The organism is Rhodanobacter sp. Root480, assembly GCF_001426645.1.
Classification (GTDB): domain Bacteria; phylum Pseudomonadota; class Gammaproteobacteria; order Xanthomonadales; family Rhodanobacteraceae; genus Rhodanobacter; species Rhodanobacter ginsenosidimutans.
In genome coordinates this window covers 419,605-436,528 of record NZ_LMEX01000002.1, presented here as the reverse complement: position 1 = coordinate 436,528, position 16,924 = coordinate 419,605, and the positions used below count along the sequence as shown (strand labels likewise).

Annotated in this window: 11 protein-coding genes and 1 pseudogene; 8 read left to right on the top strand and 4 right to left on the bottom strand. The window is 67.6% G+C overall.

Annotated features, from left to right (window positions below; translation table 11 throughout):
* Positions 1 to 25: 25 nt before the first annotated feature.
* Entirely contained in the window at positions 26 to 2,065 is a 2,040-nt protein-coding gene (gene fusA / locus ASD22_RS09010; RefSeq protein WP_056084047.1) for an elongation factor G, read from the bottom strand.
* A 439-nt stretch (positions 2,066 to 2,504) separates the two neighbouring features.
* Between fusA and ASD22_RS09005 the strand changes: the two genes are divergently transcribed.
* The 5 genes and pseudogenes from ASD22_RS09005 (at position 2,505) to ASD22_RS17135 (ending at position 6,335) form a co-directional block, all read left to right on the top strand.
* The gene (locus tag ASD22_RS09005) at positions 2,505 to 3,512 is read left to right on the top strand and encodes a sulfate ABC transporter substrate-binding protein (protein ID WP_056082025.1); all 1,008 of its coding nucleotides are present in this window, start codon (positions 2,505 to 2,507) and stop codon (positions 3,510 to 3,512) included.
* Between the two features lie 3 nt (positions 3,513 to 3,515).
* On the top strand, positions 3,516 to 4,349 hold the full coding sequence (gene cysT / locus ASD22_RS09000; protein ID WP_056082022.1) for a sulfate ABC transporter permease subunit CysT: 834 nt from the start codon (positions 3,516 to 3,518) through the stop codon (positions 4,347 to 4,349).
* Positions 4,346 to 5,209 (top strand): sulfate ABC transporter permease subunit CysW, encoded by an 864-nt coding sequence (cysW, locus tag ASD22_RS08995; protein ID WP_056082019.1) that lies wholly within the window; start codon positions 4,346 to 4,348, stop codon positions 5,207 to 5,209. The genes cysT and cysW overlap by 4 nt, the downstream gene beginning before the upstream one ends.
* Before the next feature lie 10 nt (positions 5,210 to 5,219).
* Positions 5,220 to 5,951 (top strand): annotated as a pseudogene (gene cysA, locus ASD22_RS08990) (sulfate ABC transporter ATP-binding protein); the annotation flags it as partial.
* An 18-nt stretch (positions 5,952 to 5,969) separates the two neighbouring features.
* Positions 5,970 to 6,335, top strand: coding sequence for a TOBE-like domain-containing protein (locus tag ASD22_RS17135; RefSeq protein WP_343123427.1), 366 nt, complete (start codon positions 5,970 to 5,972; stop codon positions 6,333 to 6,335).
* A gap of 1,078 nt (positions 6,336 to 7,413) precedes the next feature.
* On the opposite strand, the gene ASD22_RS08980 is transcribed toward ASD22_RS17135, so the two are convergent.
* Complete coding sequence (locus ASD22_RS08980; RefSeq protein WP_056082010.1) at positions 7,414 to 8,529, bottom strand: porin; 1,116 nt, start codon at positions 8,527 to 8,529, stop codon at positions 7,414 to 7,416.
* 239 nt (positions 8,530 to 8,768) lie between these two features.
* On the opposite strand from ASD22_RS08980, the gene ASD22_RS16680 reads away from it, so the two are divergent.
* The 3 genes from ASD22_RS16680 (at position 8,769) to ppk1 (ending at position 14,027) form a co-directional block, all read left to right on the top strand.
* Positions 8,769 to 9,674: a hypothetical protein gene (locus tag ASD22_RS16680; RefSeq protein ID WP_235577603.1), complete on the top strand. Its 906-nt coding sequence runs from the start codon at positions 8,769 to 8,771 to the stop codon at positions 9,672 to 9,674.
* A 103-nt stretch (positions 9,675 to 9,777) separates the two neighbouring features.
* A complete protein-coding gene (locus ASD22_RS08970; protein WP_056082007.1) occupies positions 9,778 to 11,760 on the top strand; it encodes a hypothetical protein in 1,983 nt (660 codons plus the stop codon).
* Positions 11,761 to 11,879: 119 nt separating this feature from the next.
* On the top strand, positions 11,880 to 14,027 hold the full coding sequence (gene ppk1 / locus ASD22_RS08965; protein WP_056082002.1) for a polyphosphate kinase 1: 2,148 nt from the start codon (positions 11,880 to 11,882) through the stop codon (positions 14,025 to 14,027).
* A gap of 110 nt (positions 14,028 to 14,137) precedes the next feature.
* Here ppk1 and ASD22_RS08960 read toward each other — a convergent pair whose 3' ends face one another.
* Positions 14,138 to 16,384, bottom strand: a complete 2,247-nt coding sequence (locus ASD22_RS08960; protein WP_056081999.1) for a molybdopterin cofactor-binding domain-containing protein — start codon at positions 16,382 to 16,384, stop codon at positions 14,138 to 14,140.
* On the bottom strand, positions 16,381 to 16,917 hold the full coding sequence (locus ASD22_RS08955; protein WP_056081995.1) for a (2Fe-2S)-binding protein: 537 nt from the start codon (positions 16,915 to 16,917) through the stop codon (positions 16,381 to 16,383). The genes ASD22_RS08960 and ASD22_RS08955 overlap by 4 nt, the downstream gene beginning before the upstream one ends.
* Positions 16,918 to 16,924 lie beyond the last annotated feature (7 nt).

Genomic DNA, 16,924 nt, shown 5'->3' with positions numbered 1-16,924 from the left:
AGTCGGCCACGGACAGCCTCTCGCCTCAATCCTCTTCGACACGCGGCTTCCAGCTCTCCCCGAGCTGCTTCTGCACGGCCGGCGGCACCGCTTCGTAGTGGCTCAGATCAAGGCTGTAGCGGCCGCGGCCGCCGGTCATCGATTTCAGTTCGGTGGGGTAGTCGGTCAGTTCGGCCAGCGGCGCCTGTGCCTTGATCACGCGCTCGCCGCCGCGCTGCGTATCGGTACCCAGGATGCGCGCGCGCTTGGCGGCCAGCGCGCCGGTGACGTCGCCCACGTGGTGCTCGGGCACGGCCACTTCCACGTTCACGATCGGCTCCAGCACGACCGGCTTGGCCTTGCCCACGGCGTCGATGAACGCCTTGCGCCCGGCGCTGATGAAGGCCACTTCCTTCGAGTCCACGGCGTGGTGTTTGCCGTCGTAAACGGTCACGCGAAGATCCTGCAGCGGGAAGCCCGCGATGGCGCCGTGCTCCATCGCCTGGCGCACGCCTTTCTCGATCGCCGGCAGGAACTGGCCGGGGATCACGCCGCCTTTCACTTCGTCGACGAACTCGAAACCGGCGCCGCGCGCCAACGGCTCGACCCGCAGGAACACCTCGCCGAACTGGCCGGCACCGCCGGTCTGTTTCTTGTGCCGGTGATGACCATCCGCGCTGGCGGCGATGGTTTCGCGGTAGGCGATGCGCGGCGGGTGCGTGTCCACCTCCACGTCGTAGCGTTCGCGCATGCGTTCCAACATCACTTTCAGGTGCAATTCGGAAAGCCCGCGCACCACCGTTTCATTGAGTTCCTTGTGATGCTCCACCCGGAAACAGGGGTCTTCCTCGGCCAGCCGTGCCAGCGCGTTGGACAGCTTCTGCTCGTGGCCCTTGTGCCGCGTCCGCACTGCCAGGCTGAACATCGGTGACGGGAATGCCAGCGGTGCGAGGCTGATGGCATCCTCGTCGTGGGAATCGTGCAGCACCGCGTCGAAGTGGATGTCCTCCACCTTGGAGACCGCCGCGATGTCGCCCGGAATGGCGGCCTCGATCTCCACATGCGTCTTGCCCTGCAGCCGCAGCAGGTGACCGACCTTGAACGGCTTGCGGTTGTCGTCGATCAGCAACTGGCTGTCGCGGCGCACCGTACCCTGCCACACGCGGAACACACCCAGCTTGCCCACGAACGGGTCGTTGACGATCTTGAACACGTCGGCCACCACGTGGCCGGCGGGGTCGGCGCTGATGGACAACGGCGTGCCATCGGCGCGCGCGAACGGCGGCGGGTTGCCCTCGGCCGGATTCGGCAGCAGCCGCTCGGCCAGTTCCAGGAATTCGCGTACACCCGCGCCGGTGCGGGCACTGACGAAGCAGATCGGCACCAGATGCCCCTCGCGCAGGCATTGCTCGAACGCGTCGTGCAACTGTTGCGGTGTGAGCGCGGCCTCGCCGGCATCAAGATAGACGTCCATCGTGGTTTCGCTGATCTCCACGACCTGGTCGATGATGCGCTGGTGCGCCTCGGCCAGCGACGAGAAATCCGTGACGCCGTCCTTGTGGAAAAAGCAGTCAAGCACGCGGCTGCCGTGCCCGGCGGGCAGGTTCACCGGCAGGCATTCGGTGCCGAATTCCTGGCGCAACGCATCTACCAGCGCGGCCAGGTCGGCGCCCTCGAAATCGATCTTGTTGATCACCAGCATGCGCGCCAGACCGCGCTGGCGCGCGTGCAGCATCATGCGGCGGGTGCCGTGCTCGATGCCGTTGACGGCGTTGACCACGATCGCCGCGGTTTCCACCGCGGCCAGCGCGGACAGGGTGCCGCCGCGGAAATCGTCGTAGCCGGCGGTGTCGATCAGGTTGAGGTGGCAATCGCCGTGATCGACGCTGGCCACGCAGTTGTCGATGGAATGGCCGCGGGCTTTTTCCTGTGTGTCGCTGTCCGAAACGGTATTGCCGCGCTCGATGCTGCCGGGCGACTGGATCGCGCCGCCGGCCAACAACAAGGCTTCCAGCAGCGTGCTTTTGCCCGCTGCCGCGTGCCCGGTCAAGGCGATGTTGCGGATGTGTTCCGTGGAATGCGACACGATGCGACCCTCCCAGAAAGGGCGTGGCCTCATGGCATAACGGCGCCGCATGAGGCCGCGCTGGCGGCTGACGATGGCGGGCCGTCATGGTCGCGCATCGCCCGCACGCAGCGAGGACGGTCATGGCGGAAGCGGCAGATGCCGCCTGCCTAGACTTGAGCGAAGCGCGGGTCGGGTCAAGCTGCAGTGCAGGGAGGGGCGTGCGGCGCGGCTGCGGAGCGGTCGCGATGCGCGGAAAAACACGCGGTGCCACCGCATCGGTGTGCCCGACTTTCAACGCGGCGAGTTCCTAGCGGAACCTTAACCGGCGACGTGATTGCATTCATCTCCCGATCAGGCCCGCACCATGCAGGGCGGCATATCGTCATCGCCTTTGACCATTTCGCGGGGCCGGAAAGGCCCCGATACGCTGAGCCCTCCCCATCCCCGTGGAATCGCCATGAAACGACCATCACTGCTTTTGCTGGCCGCTGTCCTCCTGAGCGGAATGACCCTGGCGGGAACCGTCGCCGCCGCGACCCTGCTCAACGTTTCCTATGACCCCACCCGCGAGTTGTACCGCGATGTGGACGCCGCTTTCCTGGCGCAATGGAACGCCAGCCACCCGGGCGACAAGGCGGCGATCCGGATGTCCCATGGCGGTTCCGGCAAGCAGGCGCGCTCGGTGGTGGACGGCCTGCCCGCCGACGTGGTGACGCTGGCGCTGGCTTACGACATCGACGCGCTGGCCGATCGCGGCCTGCTGGCCACGGACTGGCAGAAACGGCTGCCCGACAACTCCACGCCGTACACCTCGACCATCGTGTTCCTGGTGCGCAAGGGCAACCCCAAGGGCATCCGCGACTGGGGCGATCTGATCAAGCCGGGCGTGCAGGTGATCACGCCCAACCCGAAAACCTCTGGCGGCGCGCGCTGGAATTTCCTGGCGGCGTGGGGCTATGCGCGCAAGCTGCCCGGCGGCACCGATGACAGCGCAAAGGCTTTCGTGAAGGAGCTGTTCAAGCACGTGCCCGTACTCGATACCGGTGCCCGAGCCGCTACCAATACCTTCGTGCAGCGCGGCGTAGGCGACGTGTTGCTGGCATGGGAAAACGAGGCGTTTCTGGCGCAGAAGGAGCTGGGCAAGGGAGCCTTCGAGATCGTCGTGCCCTCGATCAGCATCCTGGCCGAACCGCCGGTGGCGGTGGTCGACAGGAACGCGAAGAAGCATGGCACCCAGGCGGTGGCCGAGGCTTACCTGAAGTTTCTCTACACGCCCGCGGCGCAGGAAATCATCGCCAGGAATTTCTACCGGCCGCGGCTGGCCTCGGTGGAGGCCAAGTACGACACGCAGTTTCCGAAGCTGAAATTGTTCACCATCGATGACACTTTCGGCGGTTGGCGTGCGGCGCAGAAGCGCTTCTTTGCCGATGGCGGCGTGTTCGACCAGATCGGCCCGGGCAGCTGACGCATGGCTCGCCAACGACGACGGGTGCTGCCCGGCTTCGGCATCAGCCTGGGCTACGCGCTGACGTATCTCGGGCTGATCGTGCTGTTGCCGCTGGCGGCGCTGGTGTGGAAGGCGTCGGCGCTGGATGTGGATGGTTGGCTGCGACTGCTTTCCGCGCCGCGCACGCTGGCTGCGTTGAAGCTGAGTTTCGGCGGCGCGCTGATCGCGGCGCTGTTCAACGCAGTGGCCGGTTTGCTGGTGGCCTGGGTGTTGGTGCGCTACCGCTTCCCCGGGCGGCGGCTGATCGACGCACTGGTGGATCTGCCGTTCGCCTTGCCCACCGCCGTGGCCGGCATCGCGTTGACCGCGATCTACGCGCCCAACGGCTGGCTCGGGCAATACCTGCTGCCGCTTGGCATCAAGATCGCGTACGCGCCGGCCGGTGTGCTGGTGGCGATGATTTTCGTGGGCTTTCCCTACGTGGTGCGCACGCTGCAGCCGGTGCTTGAAACACTGGATCGCGATGTCGAAGAAGCCGCCGAAAGCCTGGGCGCCACCCGCCTGCAGACCTTCGTGCGGGTGATTGTGCCGGCGCTGTTGCCGACCCTGCTCACCGGCTTTGCACTGGCGCTGGCGCGGGCGGTGGGCGAGTACGGCTCGGTGATCTTCATCGCCGGCAACATTCCGCTGCGCTCGGAAATCGCGCCGCTGCTGATCGTGCAGAAGCTGGAGCAGTTCGACTACGCGGGCGCCGCCGCGCTGGGCACGGTGATGCTCGGCTTCTCGCTGCTGCTGCTGGTGGCCATCGCGCTGCTGCAACGCTGGAGCGGGCGCTGGGCGGAGCGCGGCGCATGAGTGGCCAGCATGCAAGTCGCCCGCTGAGCTGGCGCCATCGCCTGCTGCGCGGCACGTTGATCGCGTTGGTGATGGCGCTCATGGCCGTGCTGGTGCTGCTTCCGCTGGCGGCGGTGTTCATCGAAGCGCTGAGCAAGGGCGCGGCCGCGTTCATGGACGTGCTGGCGCAGCCGGAGACGGTGTCGGCGATCAAGCTGACCTTGCTGGTGGCGGTGCTGGCGGTGCCGTCGAACCTGGTGTTCGGTGTGGCGGCGGCATGGGCGATGACGCGCTTCGAATTTCGCGGCAAGGCGCTGCTGGGCGCGTTCATCGACCTGCCGTTCTCGGTGTCGCCGGTGGTGGCCGGCCTGGTCTACGTGCTGCTGTTCGGTGCGCAGGGATGGTTCGGGCCGTGGCTGACCGATCACGGCGTCACGATCATCTTCGCGGTGCCCGGGCTGGTGCTGGCGACGGTGTTCATCACCTTGCCGTTCGTGGCGCGCGAGCTGATTTCGCTGATGCAGGCGCAGGGCAGCGAGGAAGAGGAAGCCGCGCGCACGCTGGGCGCCAGCGGCTGGCAGATGTTTTTCCGCGTCACGCTGCCCAACATCCGCTGGGCGCTGTTGTACGGCGTGCTGCTGTGCAATGCGCGGGCGATGGGCGAGTTCGGCGCGGTGTCGGTGGTATCCGGCCACATCCGCGGTTTGACCACCACGATGCCGCTGGAAGTGGAGATGCGCTACAACGAGTACGACTACATGGGCGCCTTTGCCGTGGCCTCGCTGCTGGGCCTGCTGGCGCTGCTGACGCTGGTGGTGAAGGCGCTGCTGGAATGGCGCTACGGCGACGAACTTGCCGCGCGTGCTACGCGTGGCCATTGAGAAACAACGCATGACCCTCGAACTGTCCCATCTCCATCGCCGCTACGCCGGCTTTGCCGCACTGGACGACGTCAGCCTGCGCATCGAACCAGGTGAGTTCCTGGCGCTGCTGGGGCCATCCGGTTCGGGCAAGACCACCTTGCTGCGCATCCTGGCAGGGCTGGATTATCCCGACAGCGGCAGCGTGCGCCAGAACGACCGCGATCTGCTGGCGGTCGACGCGCGGCAGCGCAAGGTGGGCCTGGTGTTCCAGCATTACGCGTTGTTCCGCCACCTCACGGTGAGCGAGAACGTGGCGTTCGGCCTGCGCATCCGCCCGCGCAAGTCGCGTCCCAGCCGCGCGGAGATCAACGAGCGCGTGGAGCGACTGCTGAAGCGCGTGCAACTGGACGACCTGGGCAAGCGCTACACCAGCCAGCTTTCCGGCGGCCAGCGCCAGCGCGTGGCATTGGCGCGCGCACTGGCCGTCGAGCCGGACCTGCTGTTGCTGGACGAACCATTCGGTGCGCTCGACGCACAAGTGCGCGTGGCACTGCGCCGCTGGCTGCGCAATCTGCACGAGGAGCTGGGCCTGACCAGCGTGTTCGTCACCCACGACCAGGAGGAGGCGCTGGAGCTGGCCGATCGCGTGGCGGTGATGAATCGCGGCCGCATCGAACAAATCGGCACGCCGGAGGCGATCTACCAGCAGCCGGCCACGCCGTTCGTGTGCGAGTTCATCGGCAAGAACAACAGGATTCCGCTGCAGCGCGCGAACGGCGTGTTGACCGGCGGGCAACGGCAACTCGGTGCCGATCCCTGGCCGGGCAACGCCGTCGGCAGCGCCATCGGCTACGTGCGCCCGGAACATCTGCTGGTGTCGTCGGCGCCATCACAAGGCGGTTGGGCTGCGCAGTTGCGGCACATCTACCTGGCCGGCGGCGTGGCGCATCTCGAGCTGGATGTGCCCGCGCTGGGGCAGGTGCTGGAGGCGGACATGTCCAGTGACGAGGTGGCCCAACGTGGCCTGCAGCCAGGGCAAGCACTGGTCGTGCAACCACGCCTGATCACCGCGTTTCCGCTCAATGCACAAGGTGAAGCTGATGCGGCCGCGCGCCACGTGCTGCAGCCGCAAGCTGCTCCGTAGACAGAGCAACCCCTCGCCGTAAGAGCACACGCTGTGCGGGATGCTCTTGCCGCTTTTTTGTAGGAGCGACTTCAGTCGCGATGCTTTTTGGGTTTTGTGAGTCTTTAGAGCAAAGAGCTTTCGATCGCCTACGGCGCTCGAGTCACTTTCTCTTTGCGTGGCCACGCACGCGCAGGAAGCGCGTGCGAACAGCGAAGCTGGCCCGAAGGGTGGAGGGCAGGATGCCCGGAGTAAAGAGAAAGTAACCAAAGAAAGAGCACCCCGCTTGCGCGCCTTGCGGGCATCCCTGCCCGCAAGGTCCGCGGTCGGGCTGCGGGGTTTGTCGACAGTCCATCGGGCAACCGCTCCTGCGCTGCCTCAACTCGGGCATCCATGCCCTCGCCATGGACTGACGCCAAACTGGTTCGCATCCATGCGAACCACCCTGCAGGCTGATCCTTCGCCCGCCCGCCGCTTCAGAGGGGCCCCGGGTAAAGCAGCGCGCCATCCTGGCGCGCACTCGGTGCGCAGCGGCGTTGCCGCTGCGAGAGCGTCGCCGCATGAAGCTCTGCTTTTTTCCTCACCGTCCGATCGCCCTGAGCGTAGCCGCGCAGCGGCGGAGTCGAAGGGTGAAGTCGAGCGGCCCTTCGACTCCGGCCTTCGGCCTACGCTCAGGGAGAACGGCTGAGGTGAGCAGCTTCGCTTCTGCTTCTGCTTCTGCTTTCGCCGTTGCCTTTGCCCTGGCTTCATCCCGAGTACGGGCCAGGATGGCCCGTCGCTCTACCCGGGGCCCCTGTGCGGCGGTGAGGCGGGGGCGACAAGGCCCCGAAGAGGGCATCGGCAGGATGCCGATGCCTTTTCGCCAGCACATGGATGTGCTGTCGAAAAGCCCGACCCCGACTCACGGACTTGCCGGGCAGGAGCCCGGCAAGCGCCAAGTGGGGTGGCCTTCTCTTTTGGTTACTTTTCTCTTGGCCACGCAAGAGAAAAGTGACTCGAGCGCCGCAGGCGATCGAAAGCTCTTGCTCTGGAGCCAGATCCAAGAGCAAAAGCATCGCGACTGAAGTCGCTCCTACAGCGGTGCCAGTAGCGGCTTTCCTCAAAACGACAGTTGTGCACGCAGCGCGAAGATTTCCGGATCCACGCTTGCTCCGCGTCGGTCGCTCCAGGCGCGGATGTAATTGGCTTGCAGTTTGAAGCCGCGGGGCAGGTACCAGTTCAGGCCCAGCGTCCAGTCGTGCTGCTCGCCGCCGCGCACGACGCCATCGTCCAGGTCCACCGCGGAATAGCGCAGCGCAAACTCCAGTGCGCCCCAGTCGCGTGCGGGCGTCGGGGCACCGAACGCGTTGTTGCGATAGCGCCGGGATTCGCCGGTCAGCAGCCAGCTGCCCGATACGTAGTAGCCGTCGCTGCGGTAGTTGCTGCCGATGTTGCGGTGGGCGTCGAGCGTGAGGTATTCGGCTTGCGCCAGCCACGGGCCGTGCAGCCACGCCGCTTCCAGTCCCGCGCGATCGATGCGGTCGACGCCGGTGAGGGTGCCGGTGTCGACCAGGCGGATCGTGGTGAGGTTTACCTCCGGGCGGGCGCGCACACGCGCCGTGCGATCGTCGCGCGCCTCGCGTGAGGCGGACAGCCCCAGGTGAATAACGTCGTTGCCTTCATTGACGGGATTGAACACGGCGCGGGCCGCTGCCGTATTTCCGCTGGCCGCGTCGTTCAGATCGTGGCGACCGAAATACGCCAGCTGAAACGCCCAGCGCGACAGCCCGGTGTACTTCCATTCCAGGCCCAGCCGCCGGCCCTCGTATATCGCCTGGCCGGCGAGGCTGGTTTCCAGGAAAGTGGTGGCGCTGGCCGAGGTGGCGCCATCTTCCATGCCCACCGGCGTCTTGAATTCACCCAGCCGGAAATTGCCGATGCCGGTGGTGGCGCCCAGGAACACGTCCTGCCACGCGTTGGACTGGAAGTCGTAGCCCACGTCCGCGTTGAAAACACCTTTTTTTGCGCCGTACAGGGTGACGACCTGGCGTCGCCAGGTGGTGGCGTCGTCGAAGTTGCTGGTGCTGAACTGGTTGGCGTCGTACTGGAAATTGCCCTTCACGCCGAGCTCGATGCCGTCGTCGAAATGCGCTCGTGTCGGCCACTCGTCGGTGGCGGCGAAAGCATGGGGAGCAAGGCCGAGAAGGCTCAGGGCAAGCAGGGTTCTGGTGTGCATGGGGATTCTCGTTGGGGGGCGCCAGCGCTTCACGCGCAGTGGGCACAACGGTATCCAAACGGTTCGCTGACGGAAGTTATCTTCCGTCATGTGGTTATGACGAGGGCGTCAATCGATGTCTCGCGCATCTTGGTGCGGGAACCCGCGCGTGCTGGCGGTGGTCGGGGAAGGGTCGGGTTCAAGCAGGGTTTGCCATGCTGCCGACATCCCTTTGTGGCCGGGACATTGTTATCGCTTCCATGCAGCGGAAAAAAGGTGGCGACTGGAACGATCTGGACGCCGGAACGCTGGCGCTTTTGCGGCGGCGGCGCTGGCGGGTTTCACCGCGCGTGCTGCCATGGAATCGCTGGTTGCTGTGCCTGGTGGCGCTGCTGCACGTGGTGATGGCGCTGGTGGCATGGCAGGCACTGCGGCCGGGGCGTCGCGTGATCAAGGCCGAATCGCAACAGGTCCTGCAGGTGCGTTTCATCACGCGTGCGCCGGTGGAAACGGCCGCGCCGCCACCGCCGGTCGTGCCACCCTTGCCGCCGCGGGAGCCACCGGCACGCACAACACCTGCGACCAGGCGCGCGATGACGATTCAGCTGCCGGCCACGCCGCCGGCGCGCAAACCGGTGACCTTGTACGGCCGCGACGGCCAGCCGCTGCTACCCGCCGCGTCGGCCAGCAGTGCAACGCCCGGTTACGTGTCGCACGCGTTGCAGGGTGATCGCCGGATCATGCAGAACAGCGATCCGATCAAGTACAAGGGCACCTCGCTGGACAAGTATTTTCCGCCGCCGGACGAAACCCTGGGCGGCGCCGCGTTGCGGCATGTGGTGGATGCCGTGGTCAAGGACACGGATGTGGACCTGCCGGGTGGCATCCACCTGAAGTGCAAGACGGTCGTGGGCGTGCCCATTCCCGACTGCATCAATCCGCCGCCACCGCCCTCGGCCAAGGATGGCGACGCACGCCTCAGCATGGCGCCATCCAAACCGCTGGCACCCGATCCCAAGGCAGCGAAACCGCCCAGCGTGGAGGCTTGCATCGCGATCTACCGGGCCAACAAACCGTTGCCCTGGGGTTGCCCCACCGACACGCCGAACCGCGCGGTGGATGCCGAGTTGCGTGATCGCGCCGCAGGCGCCGCCAGAGCCCATTGATCGCCGCACCGGCGCGGCGCGCCCGGCTACACTTGCGCCCATGCCCTTGCCGCCTTCGGACCAACCTGCCGGCCCCCCAGCTGATCGTCCGGCACGTGTGCTGATGGATTCGCCGCTGGCGGCCCGCCGCGCCGTTGCCTACCGCCAGCGCACCCGCGTCGAGCCGCGCGAAACGGGTCGCCGCATCGTTGGCATCGTCGGCACGATGCTGGTGCACGTGGTGTTTCTGCTGGTGTTCGTGCTGGGTCCGGCTTACCAGGTGAAACTGCCGCCGGAATCGCAGGAAAAGGCACTGCGGGTGCGGCTGATCGATGCGCCCGAGCCGCCACCGCCGCCGCCCGTGCGCGGCACGCCGCCCAAGGAGATCGGCCCCCGGCACCAGGCCCGCGTGCGACCGGCGGCGACGCGTCCGTCCGTGCGCCACACCAGCGCCAGCACGGCGGCGCCGTCGTTGGCGCGCGTCAGCGACGCGAAGGTCGTGCCCGAGCCCGCGGTGGTCAGCCCGCCCGCGCCGGTTCGCGCGCCGACACCGGACAAACCGGCCGCACCCCTGCCACCGATCAGCCTGCCCACACCCGCACCCACGCCCGAGTTGCAACCGATACCGCTGGCCGCCGAGCCGCCCAGCGTGACGCCGCCAGTGGTGTCGATGCAGCCGCCGGTGCCGCCAAAGTTCCAGCCCGAGGCGGTGCGCCCGCCGCAGCTCGAAGGCACCCAGCCGATGCCGCCGCCGGCCTCGCTGGCGCTGCCGCCGTTGCCAGCGCAAGCGCCGCCTCCGGTGAGCGCGCCCAGCATCGCGCTGGACATGAAAGTGCCGCGCAGCGCCGAGCCACCCAGCGTGCAGCCGATCCGCGCTACCGTGACGGCCGCGCCGCCGGTGCCCGACATGCAGGCCGTGCCCTTGCCCGCGCAACCGTCGCCGCAGGTCAACCTGCAGGCGACCTTCACCGTGCCCACACCGGTGGTGCAGCGCGAAGCGCCGCGGATCGAGACACCCGCCGTCGAGGTGGCCGAGGCGCAACTGGACGCGGTGCCGCAGACGGCATTGGCGCGTCCGGCCGTGGCGCCGCCGGAAGCGTCGGCGGTGAAGGTGCAGGACACGCGCAAGGCCATGGCGGCGATCGAGCGCCCCGTACTGGCGCGCCCGCAACTCAGCGAGCAACCCGCGCCGGAGCCGGCTGCCGAGGCCAAGCCCGCTGCCGTCGCTGATGCCGGTGCCGAGGCGGCGCCCGCGACAAAGGACAACAGTGCCGCTGACACCAGCGCTGCCGATACCAGCGAGCCCACGGCCAGCGCGGAAACCAGCACCGCCGCGACCAGCAAGGCCGATGCCGGTCGCGACGTCAGCACCGCGCCCGACGCCATCGCGCAAGGCAGCGACACCGCCACGCCGGGCGAGCCCGCGGGCGTCGCCAAGGCGGCCGCCAGTGACACCGGCCAGCCCGCTCCCACGCAGGCGCAGGGCAGCACGAAAGCGGCCACCGGCAAGAGCCGCGGCGTCGGCGAGCAGGGCGCCGAGCAGGCCGGTGCGGCGCAGGGCGAGAAGCAGGGTGAGCTGGGCGATTACGTGCAGCTGAAACCCCGCGGCGACACCGACGTGATGAGCCACCGTTCTTCCAGCATCACCTACAAGGCGACATCATTCGACAAATACTGGGCGCCGAAGAACGAAAGCTCGATCGACACCGCCCTGCGTCGCGCGGTGGAAAAAACCACCATCAAGCACACCTTCAACCTTCCGCAAGGCATCCGCGTCGAATGCTCCGCCTCGCCGCTGCTGCCGATCGCGCTGCTCGGTTGCGGCAACCCTGACCCGCCGGCCAAGCCGCTGGGTCAGGAGGTGTATCGCCGGCTCAACCTGCCCTCGACCGCGGCGGGCGTGCCCACCGTGCCGGCGCCCGCGGCCAGCGCGCCCAAGCGGGCCATCGTGTTCACCAACGATGCCGAATGCGCCGCCGCCCGCGTCGCCGGCGGCCCGTTGCCGCCCGGCTGCGAAAGCGCCTTCGCGCCTGCGGTCAAACCCGCCGCGCCGGCGCGCTCCTCCAGTTCGTGGGTGCCGGCCAGCGACCAGTTCATCCGGCAATAGGCATCAAAAGGCCTGCTGCGGCGAACATCGCGACTGTCATCTTCCGGTCAAGAAAACTTCGCAAACTGGGCGTCCGGCGCGCATGCGCGCCACCCTTATCCCTCTTGCCGGAGCCGGTGATGAACAGCCGCCTGATTCGCGACACATCACCGCCTGACGCCACGGCGCCGGCGGCCAACGATGCGGGCGCGGTGCTGCCCGCGGTGGACCTGGGTGACAACCGCCTGTACATCCATCGCGAGCTGTCGCAACTGCAGTTCAACATCCGCGTGCTGGATCAGGCGTTGGACGAGCGCACGCCGTTGCTGGAGCGGCTGAAGTTCCTGCTGATCTTCTCGCGCAACATGGACGAGTTTTTCGAGATCCGGGTGGCTGGCCTGAAAGGGCAGGTGGCGCTGGATCACGAGATGATCGGCCCGGACGGCATCCGGCCCAAGCGCGCGCTGGCGATGATCAGCGAGATCGCGCATCGGCAGATCGAGCGGCAGTACGCGATCCTCAACGAGCGCATCCTGCCGGAGCTGGCGGCGCACGGCATCCGCATCGTTCGCCGCACGCAGTGGACGCACAAGCAGAAGCTGTGGGTGCGTCGCTATTTCCGCGACGAGGTGGCGCCGCTGGTGACGCCGATCGGGCTGGACCCCACCCATCCGTTTCCGCTGCTGGTCAACAAGAGCCTCAACTTCATCGTGCAGTTGGACGGCGTCGATGCGTTCGGGCGCGACTCCGGCCTGGCCATCGTGCCGGCGCCGCGCGTGCTGCCGCGGCTGATCCCGATGCCGCCGGAAATCAGCGATGGCGGCGACAACCACGTCTTGCTGTCGTCGATGATCCACGCCCACGTGGCGGAACTGTTTCCGGGCATGGACGTGCTCGGTTGCTACCAGTTCCGGCTGACCCGCAACGCGGATCTCACGCTGGATCCGGAAGACGTCGAGGACCTGGCGCTGGCGTTGCGCGGCGAGCTGTACTCGCGCCGTTTCGGCGACGCGGTGCGGCTGGAGGTGGCCGACAATTGCCCGAAGGATCTGATCGGCTACCTGCTCAGGCAGTTCGGCCTGACCGAATCGGAGTTGTACGAAGTGAACGGCCCGGTGAACCTGGCGCGGCTGTTCCGCATCGCCACCGACGTCCGCTATCCGCAATTGCAGTACCCGCCGTTCACGCCGAGCCTGCCCAAGGCGCTTCGGCATGCCGAAGACCTGTTCCAGGTGGTCGGCAGGCAGGACGTGTTGCTGCTGCATCCGTACGAGTCGTTCACGCCGGTGGTCGACCTGCTGCGCCAGGCGGCCAAGGACCCGCAGGTACTGACGATCAAGCAGACGCTGTACCGCACCAACGCGAACTCCGAGATCGCCGATGCGCTGGTCGATGCGGCACGCGCCGGCAAGGAAGTGACCGCGGTGGTCGAGCTGCGCGCGCGTTTCGACGAGGAGTCCAACCTCAGCCTCGCCTCGCGCCTGCAGCAGGCCGGCGCGATGGTGATCTACGGCGTGGTGGGCATCAAGACGCACGCCAAGCTGATGCTGATCCAGCGCCGCGAGGGTCGCGGGCTGGTGCGCTATGCGCACATGGGCACGGGCAACTACCACACCGGCAACGCGCGGCTGTACACCGATTACAGCCTGCTCACTTCCGACCAGGCGCTGTGCGAGGACGTGCACAAGTTGTTCAGCCAGCTCACCGGCATGGGCAAGGTGCTGCACATGAAGAAGCTGCTGCATGCACCGTTCACGCTGAAGAACAGCCTGCTGGAGCTGATCGCGCAGGAGGCCGCGCATGCCGCGGCCGGCAAGCCGGCGCAGATCATTCTCAAGATCAATGCGCTGACCGAACCCAACGTGATCCGCGCGCTGTACAAGGCCAGCATCGCCGGCGTGCAGATCGACCTGATCGTGCGCGGCATCTGCGCCCTGCGCCCCGGTATCGAGGGCGTTTCCGAAAACATCCGCGTGCGCTCGATCATCGGCCGCTTCCTCGAACACAGCCGCATCTACTGGTTTGCCAACGATGGCGAGCCGCGGGTGTACCTGGCCAGTGCCGACCTGATGGAACGCAATCTCGATCGCCGCGTGGAAGCCGCGTTCCCGATCGAAGGCAAGAAGCTGCAGCTGCGCGTGTTCAGTGCATTGCAGCGCTATCTCGCTGACGACACCGGTGCCTCCCTGCTGCAACCCGATGGTGAGTATCTGCGCCTCGCCGCGCCCGACGCGACGCCGGGCCGGCACGCGCAGGTGGAGATGCTGGAGAGGTTGTGCGGCAGCTGAGCTCGCCGCCAACCACTGTAGGAGCGGCTTCAGCCGCGACGCTCCTGCTTCGAATCCGCAAGGCAAAGAGCGTCGCGGCTGAAGCCGCTCCTACAGGGTGCAGTCCGCCGCTACAGGAGCCGCAGCAATTCCTTCATCAGCGGCAGCCGGCGCACGCGCACGGCGCTGGCGCGGAACACCGCGTTGGCCAGGGCGGGGGCGGCGGTGGGCATGGCCAGGAAGCTGGCGCCGGCGGGCGAGCGGTCACCGGGCACGGTGATCACTTCCACGTCGTTGGGTAGCTGCGCCATGCTGGCCAGCGGGTAGCTCTTGTAGTCGTGTTGCTGGATCTGGCCATCCTTGTAGGTCACCGCCAGGTTCAGCGCGGTGGACAGTGCATCCAGGGTGGCGCCGGCCACCTGGCCTTGCAGGCCCAGCGGGTTGATCACCCGGCCCACGTCGACCGCGCACACGGCACGTTCGATGGTGAGTTTTTCGCCCTGCATCGACGCTTCGATCGCGTGCGCCACGTAGGCGCCGTCGACATGCCAGCAGGCGATGCCCAGGCCGTTGACGCTGCGCAACCAGTTTTTCCATTCGATGCGATCGGCGACCAGTTTCAACACGTTGGCCAGACGGCCGAGGTCGAGCGTGCCGCCGCCGGCCAGCGCCAGCGTGCGCGGTTCGCCGAGCAGGCGCAGGCGGGTTTTCAGCGGGTCTTCGCGCATCATGTGCGCGATTTCGTCGATGAAGCTTTCCACCGCGAATGCGTTGCTGAGGTGCGGCATGCCGCGCATCGGGCCGCGTGGCATGGCTGATTCCAGGCCGTACCAGTCGCTGCGGTAGTTCGGCACCAGGCCCGCGGGCAGCTGGTCGGCGCGGGTTTCGGACGTCCACAGGCGGTTGTCCGGCACGCCGCGTTGCACCAGTGCCGAAGCGCTGGCCATGCGCTGGTTCCAGCCGATGAGTTCGCGCTTGCGGCCCACGATGGCGCTGATGCGGTGCACGCTGGCGGCGCGGTAGAAGTCGTGGCCGAAATCCTGCGCACGCGTCCACAACAGCCGCACCGGCTTGTCGACCAGCTTGGCCAGCATCACCGCCTCGGCCACGTAGTCGTGATCGAGCCGGCGACCGTAACCGCCGCCGACGCGGGGCACACGGATGTCGATGTGGTCGGGGGCCAGGCCGGTCAGCCGCTGCACCACGGCCCAGGCACGCTGCGGCGCCTGGGTGGGCACGACCAGGCTGGCGCGGTCCTTGTCCAGCCGCACCAGGCAGTTCATCGGCTCGGCGGTGGCGTGGGCCAGCCACGGTTGCACGTAGGTGGCTTCCAGTCGGCGGGCGGCCTTCTTGCCGGCGGCATCCACGTCGCCGTCGTTGCGCACGCGCGTGGTGGGCGCGTCGTCGCCGTCGAGCAGGGCCTGCGCCTGTTGTTCCAGCGCGTAGCTGCTTTGCGTGCCGCTGGCGCCGGGCTTCCATTCCAGCTCCAGCTTGTCGCGTCCCTGCAAGGCCGACCAGGTGTCCTGCGCCAGCACTGCCACGGCCGGGGCGATCGCCGTCTCGCCGAGCGGCTGATCCTTCTCCGGCTGCAACTGCAGCACCTTGACCACGCCCTTGACCGCCAGCGTTGCGGCCGTGTCGATGCGCGCCAGCGTGCCGTCGGGCCAGGGGCAATGCACCAGCACCGCCACCAGCGCATCGCCATAGTGGTGATCGATGGCGTAGCTGGCCTGGCCGGTGACGATGGCGTGGGCATCCACGTCACCGGCCGGCGCGCCGATCAGGGTGTAGCGCTCCGGCGTTTTCACCGGGGGCACGCTCTTGGTCAGCGGGATCTTGCCGGCTACCTCGACCAGGCTGCCGTAGGTGACGCGGCGCCCGTCGGGTGCGATCACCGTTCCCGATTCACAGCGCAAGCGGTCAGCCGGGACGCCCAGCCGGCGCGCGGCCGCCTGCAGCAACAGCCAGCGGGCCAGCGCGCCGACCTGGCGAAGCTCCTGCCAGGCGGCGGGGATGGAGCCGCCGGTGCCGCCGAGCTGGCGGCCGTAGATCCAGCGCGGCTGGCCGTGGTCGTTTTCCACGCCCAGGCCCAGCGGAATCACGCTGACGCGGTTCCAGTCCGCGTCGAGTTCGTCGGCGATGATGCGTGGCAGGGAGGTGGCCACGCCGGTGCCGGTATCCGGGTCGCGCGCGCCGATCAGCACGTTGCCGTCGCTGTCGATCTGCACGTAGGGGCCCAGCGACTGGAACGTGCCGCCCAGCAACGCCGGCGGCAGGTCGACCGCCCCGGCGGTGCGGATGCCCACGATCAACGCCCCGGCGGTGCCGGTGAGCACCTGCAGGAAGCGGCGCCGCGAAAGCTGGATCTGCCCACTCATGCCTGGCCCGCCTTACCGGCGGCCGCCCGCTTGATGGCGCGACGCACGCGCGTCTGCGAACCGCAGCGGCACAGGTTGGGCAGCCGGTCGATGTCGTCGTCGGAGGGTTGCGCGGTGCGCGTCAGCAAGGCCACTCCCGAAATCAGCCAGCCTGGCGTGCAGTAGCCGCAGCCGATTGCGTCCTCGTCGATGAAAGCCTGCTGCAGCGGATGCAGGGTGCCGTCGTTGGCGGCCAGGCCCTCCACCGTGGTGACCCGTTTGCCCGCCAGCGCCTTCATCGGTTGCCCGATGGCCGGCACCGGCCTGCCGTCCACCAGCACCAGGTCGGCGCCGTTGCCGGCCTGGGCATCACCGCCGTACTTGGTTCCGGTCAGGCGCAGCACGTCGCGCAGGTACCACAGCAGCGGCATCGCGGGATCGCCGGTATGACGGAAGGGCTCGCCGTTGATGACCACCTCGATACCATCGCGGATCTTCTCGGGCACGATGTTGCTGTCCGGGGTCGGCATGGCCTGATCTTGCGCGGGCGGCATCCATCAT

What these genes read in the sequence shown, in the direction of transcription:
- ASD22_RS09005 (WP_056082025.1), top strand. Translation starts at nt 2,505, where the DNA reads ATGAAACGACCATCACTGCTTTTGCTGGCCGCTGTCCTCCTGAGCGGA.
- cysT (WP_056082022.1), top strand. Translation starts at nt 3,516, where the DNA reads ATGGCTCGCCAACGACGACGGGTGCTGCCCGGCTTCGGCATCAGCCTG.
- cysW (WP_056082019.1), top strand. Translation starts at nt 4,346, where the DNA reads ATGAGTGGCCAGCATGCAAGTCGCCCGCTGAGCTGGCGCCATCGCCTG.
- ASD22_RS08980 (WP_056082010.1), bottom strand. Translation starts at nt 8,529, where the DNA reads ATGCACACCAGAACCCTGCTTGCCCTGAGCCTTCTCGGCCTTGCTCCC.
- ASD22_RS16680 (WP_235577603.1), top strand. Translation starts at nt 8,769, where the DNA reads ATGCAGCGGAAAAAAGGTGGCGACTGGAACGATCTGGACGCCGGAACG.
- ASD22_RS08970 (WP_056082007.1), top strand. Translation starts at nt 9,778, where the DNA reads ATGGATTCGCCGCTGGCGGCCCGCCGCGCCGTTGCCTACCGCCAGCGC.
- ppk1 (WP_056082002.1), top strand. Translation starts at nt 11,880, where the DNA reads ATGAACAGCCGCCTGATTCGCGACACATCACCGCCTGACGCCACGGCG.
- ASD22_RS08960 (WP_056081999.1), bottom strand. Translation starts at nt 16,384, where the DNA reads ATGAGTGGGCAGATCCAGCTTTCGCGGCGCCGCTTCCTGCAGGTGCTC.
- ASD22_RS08955 (WP_056081995.1), bottom strand. Translation starts at nt 16,917, where the DNA reads ATGCCGCCCGCGCAAGATCAGGCCATGCCGACCCCGGACAGCAACATC.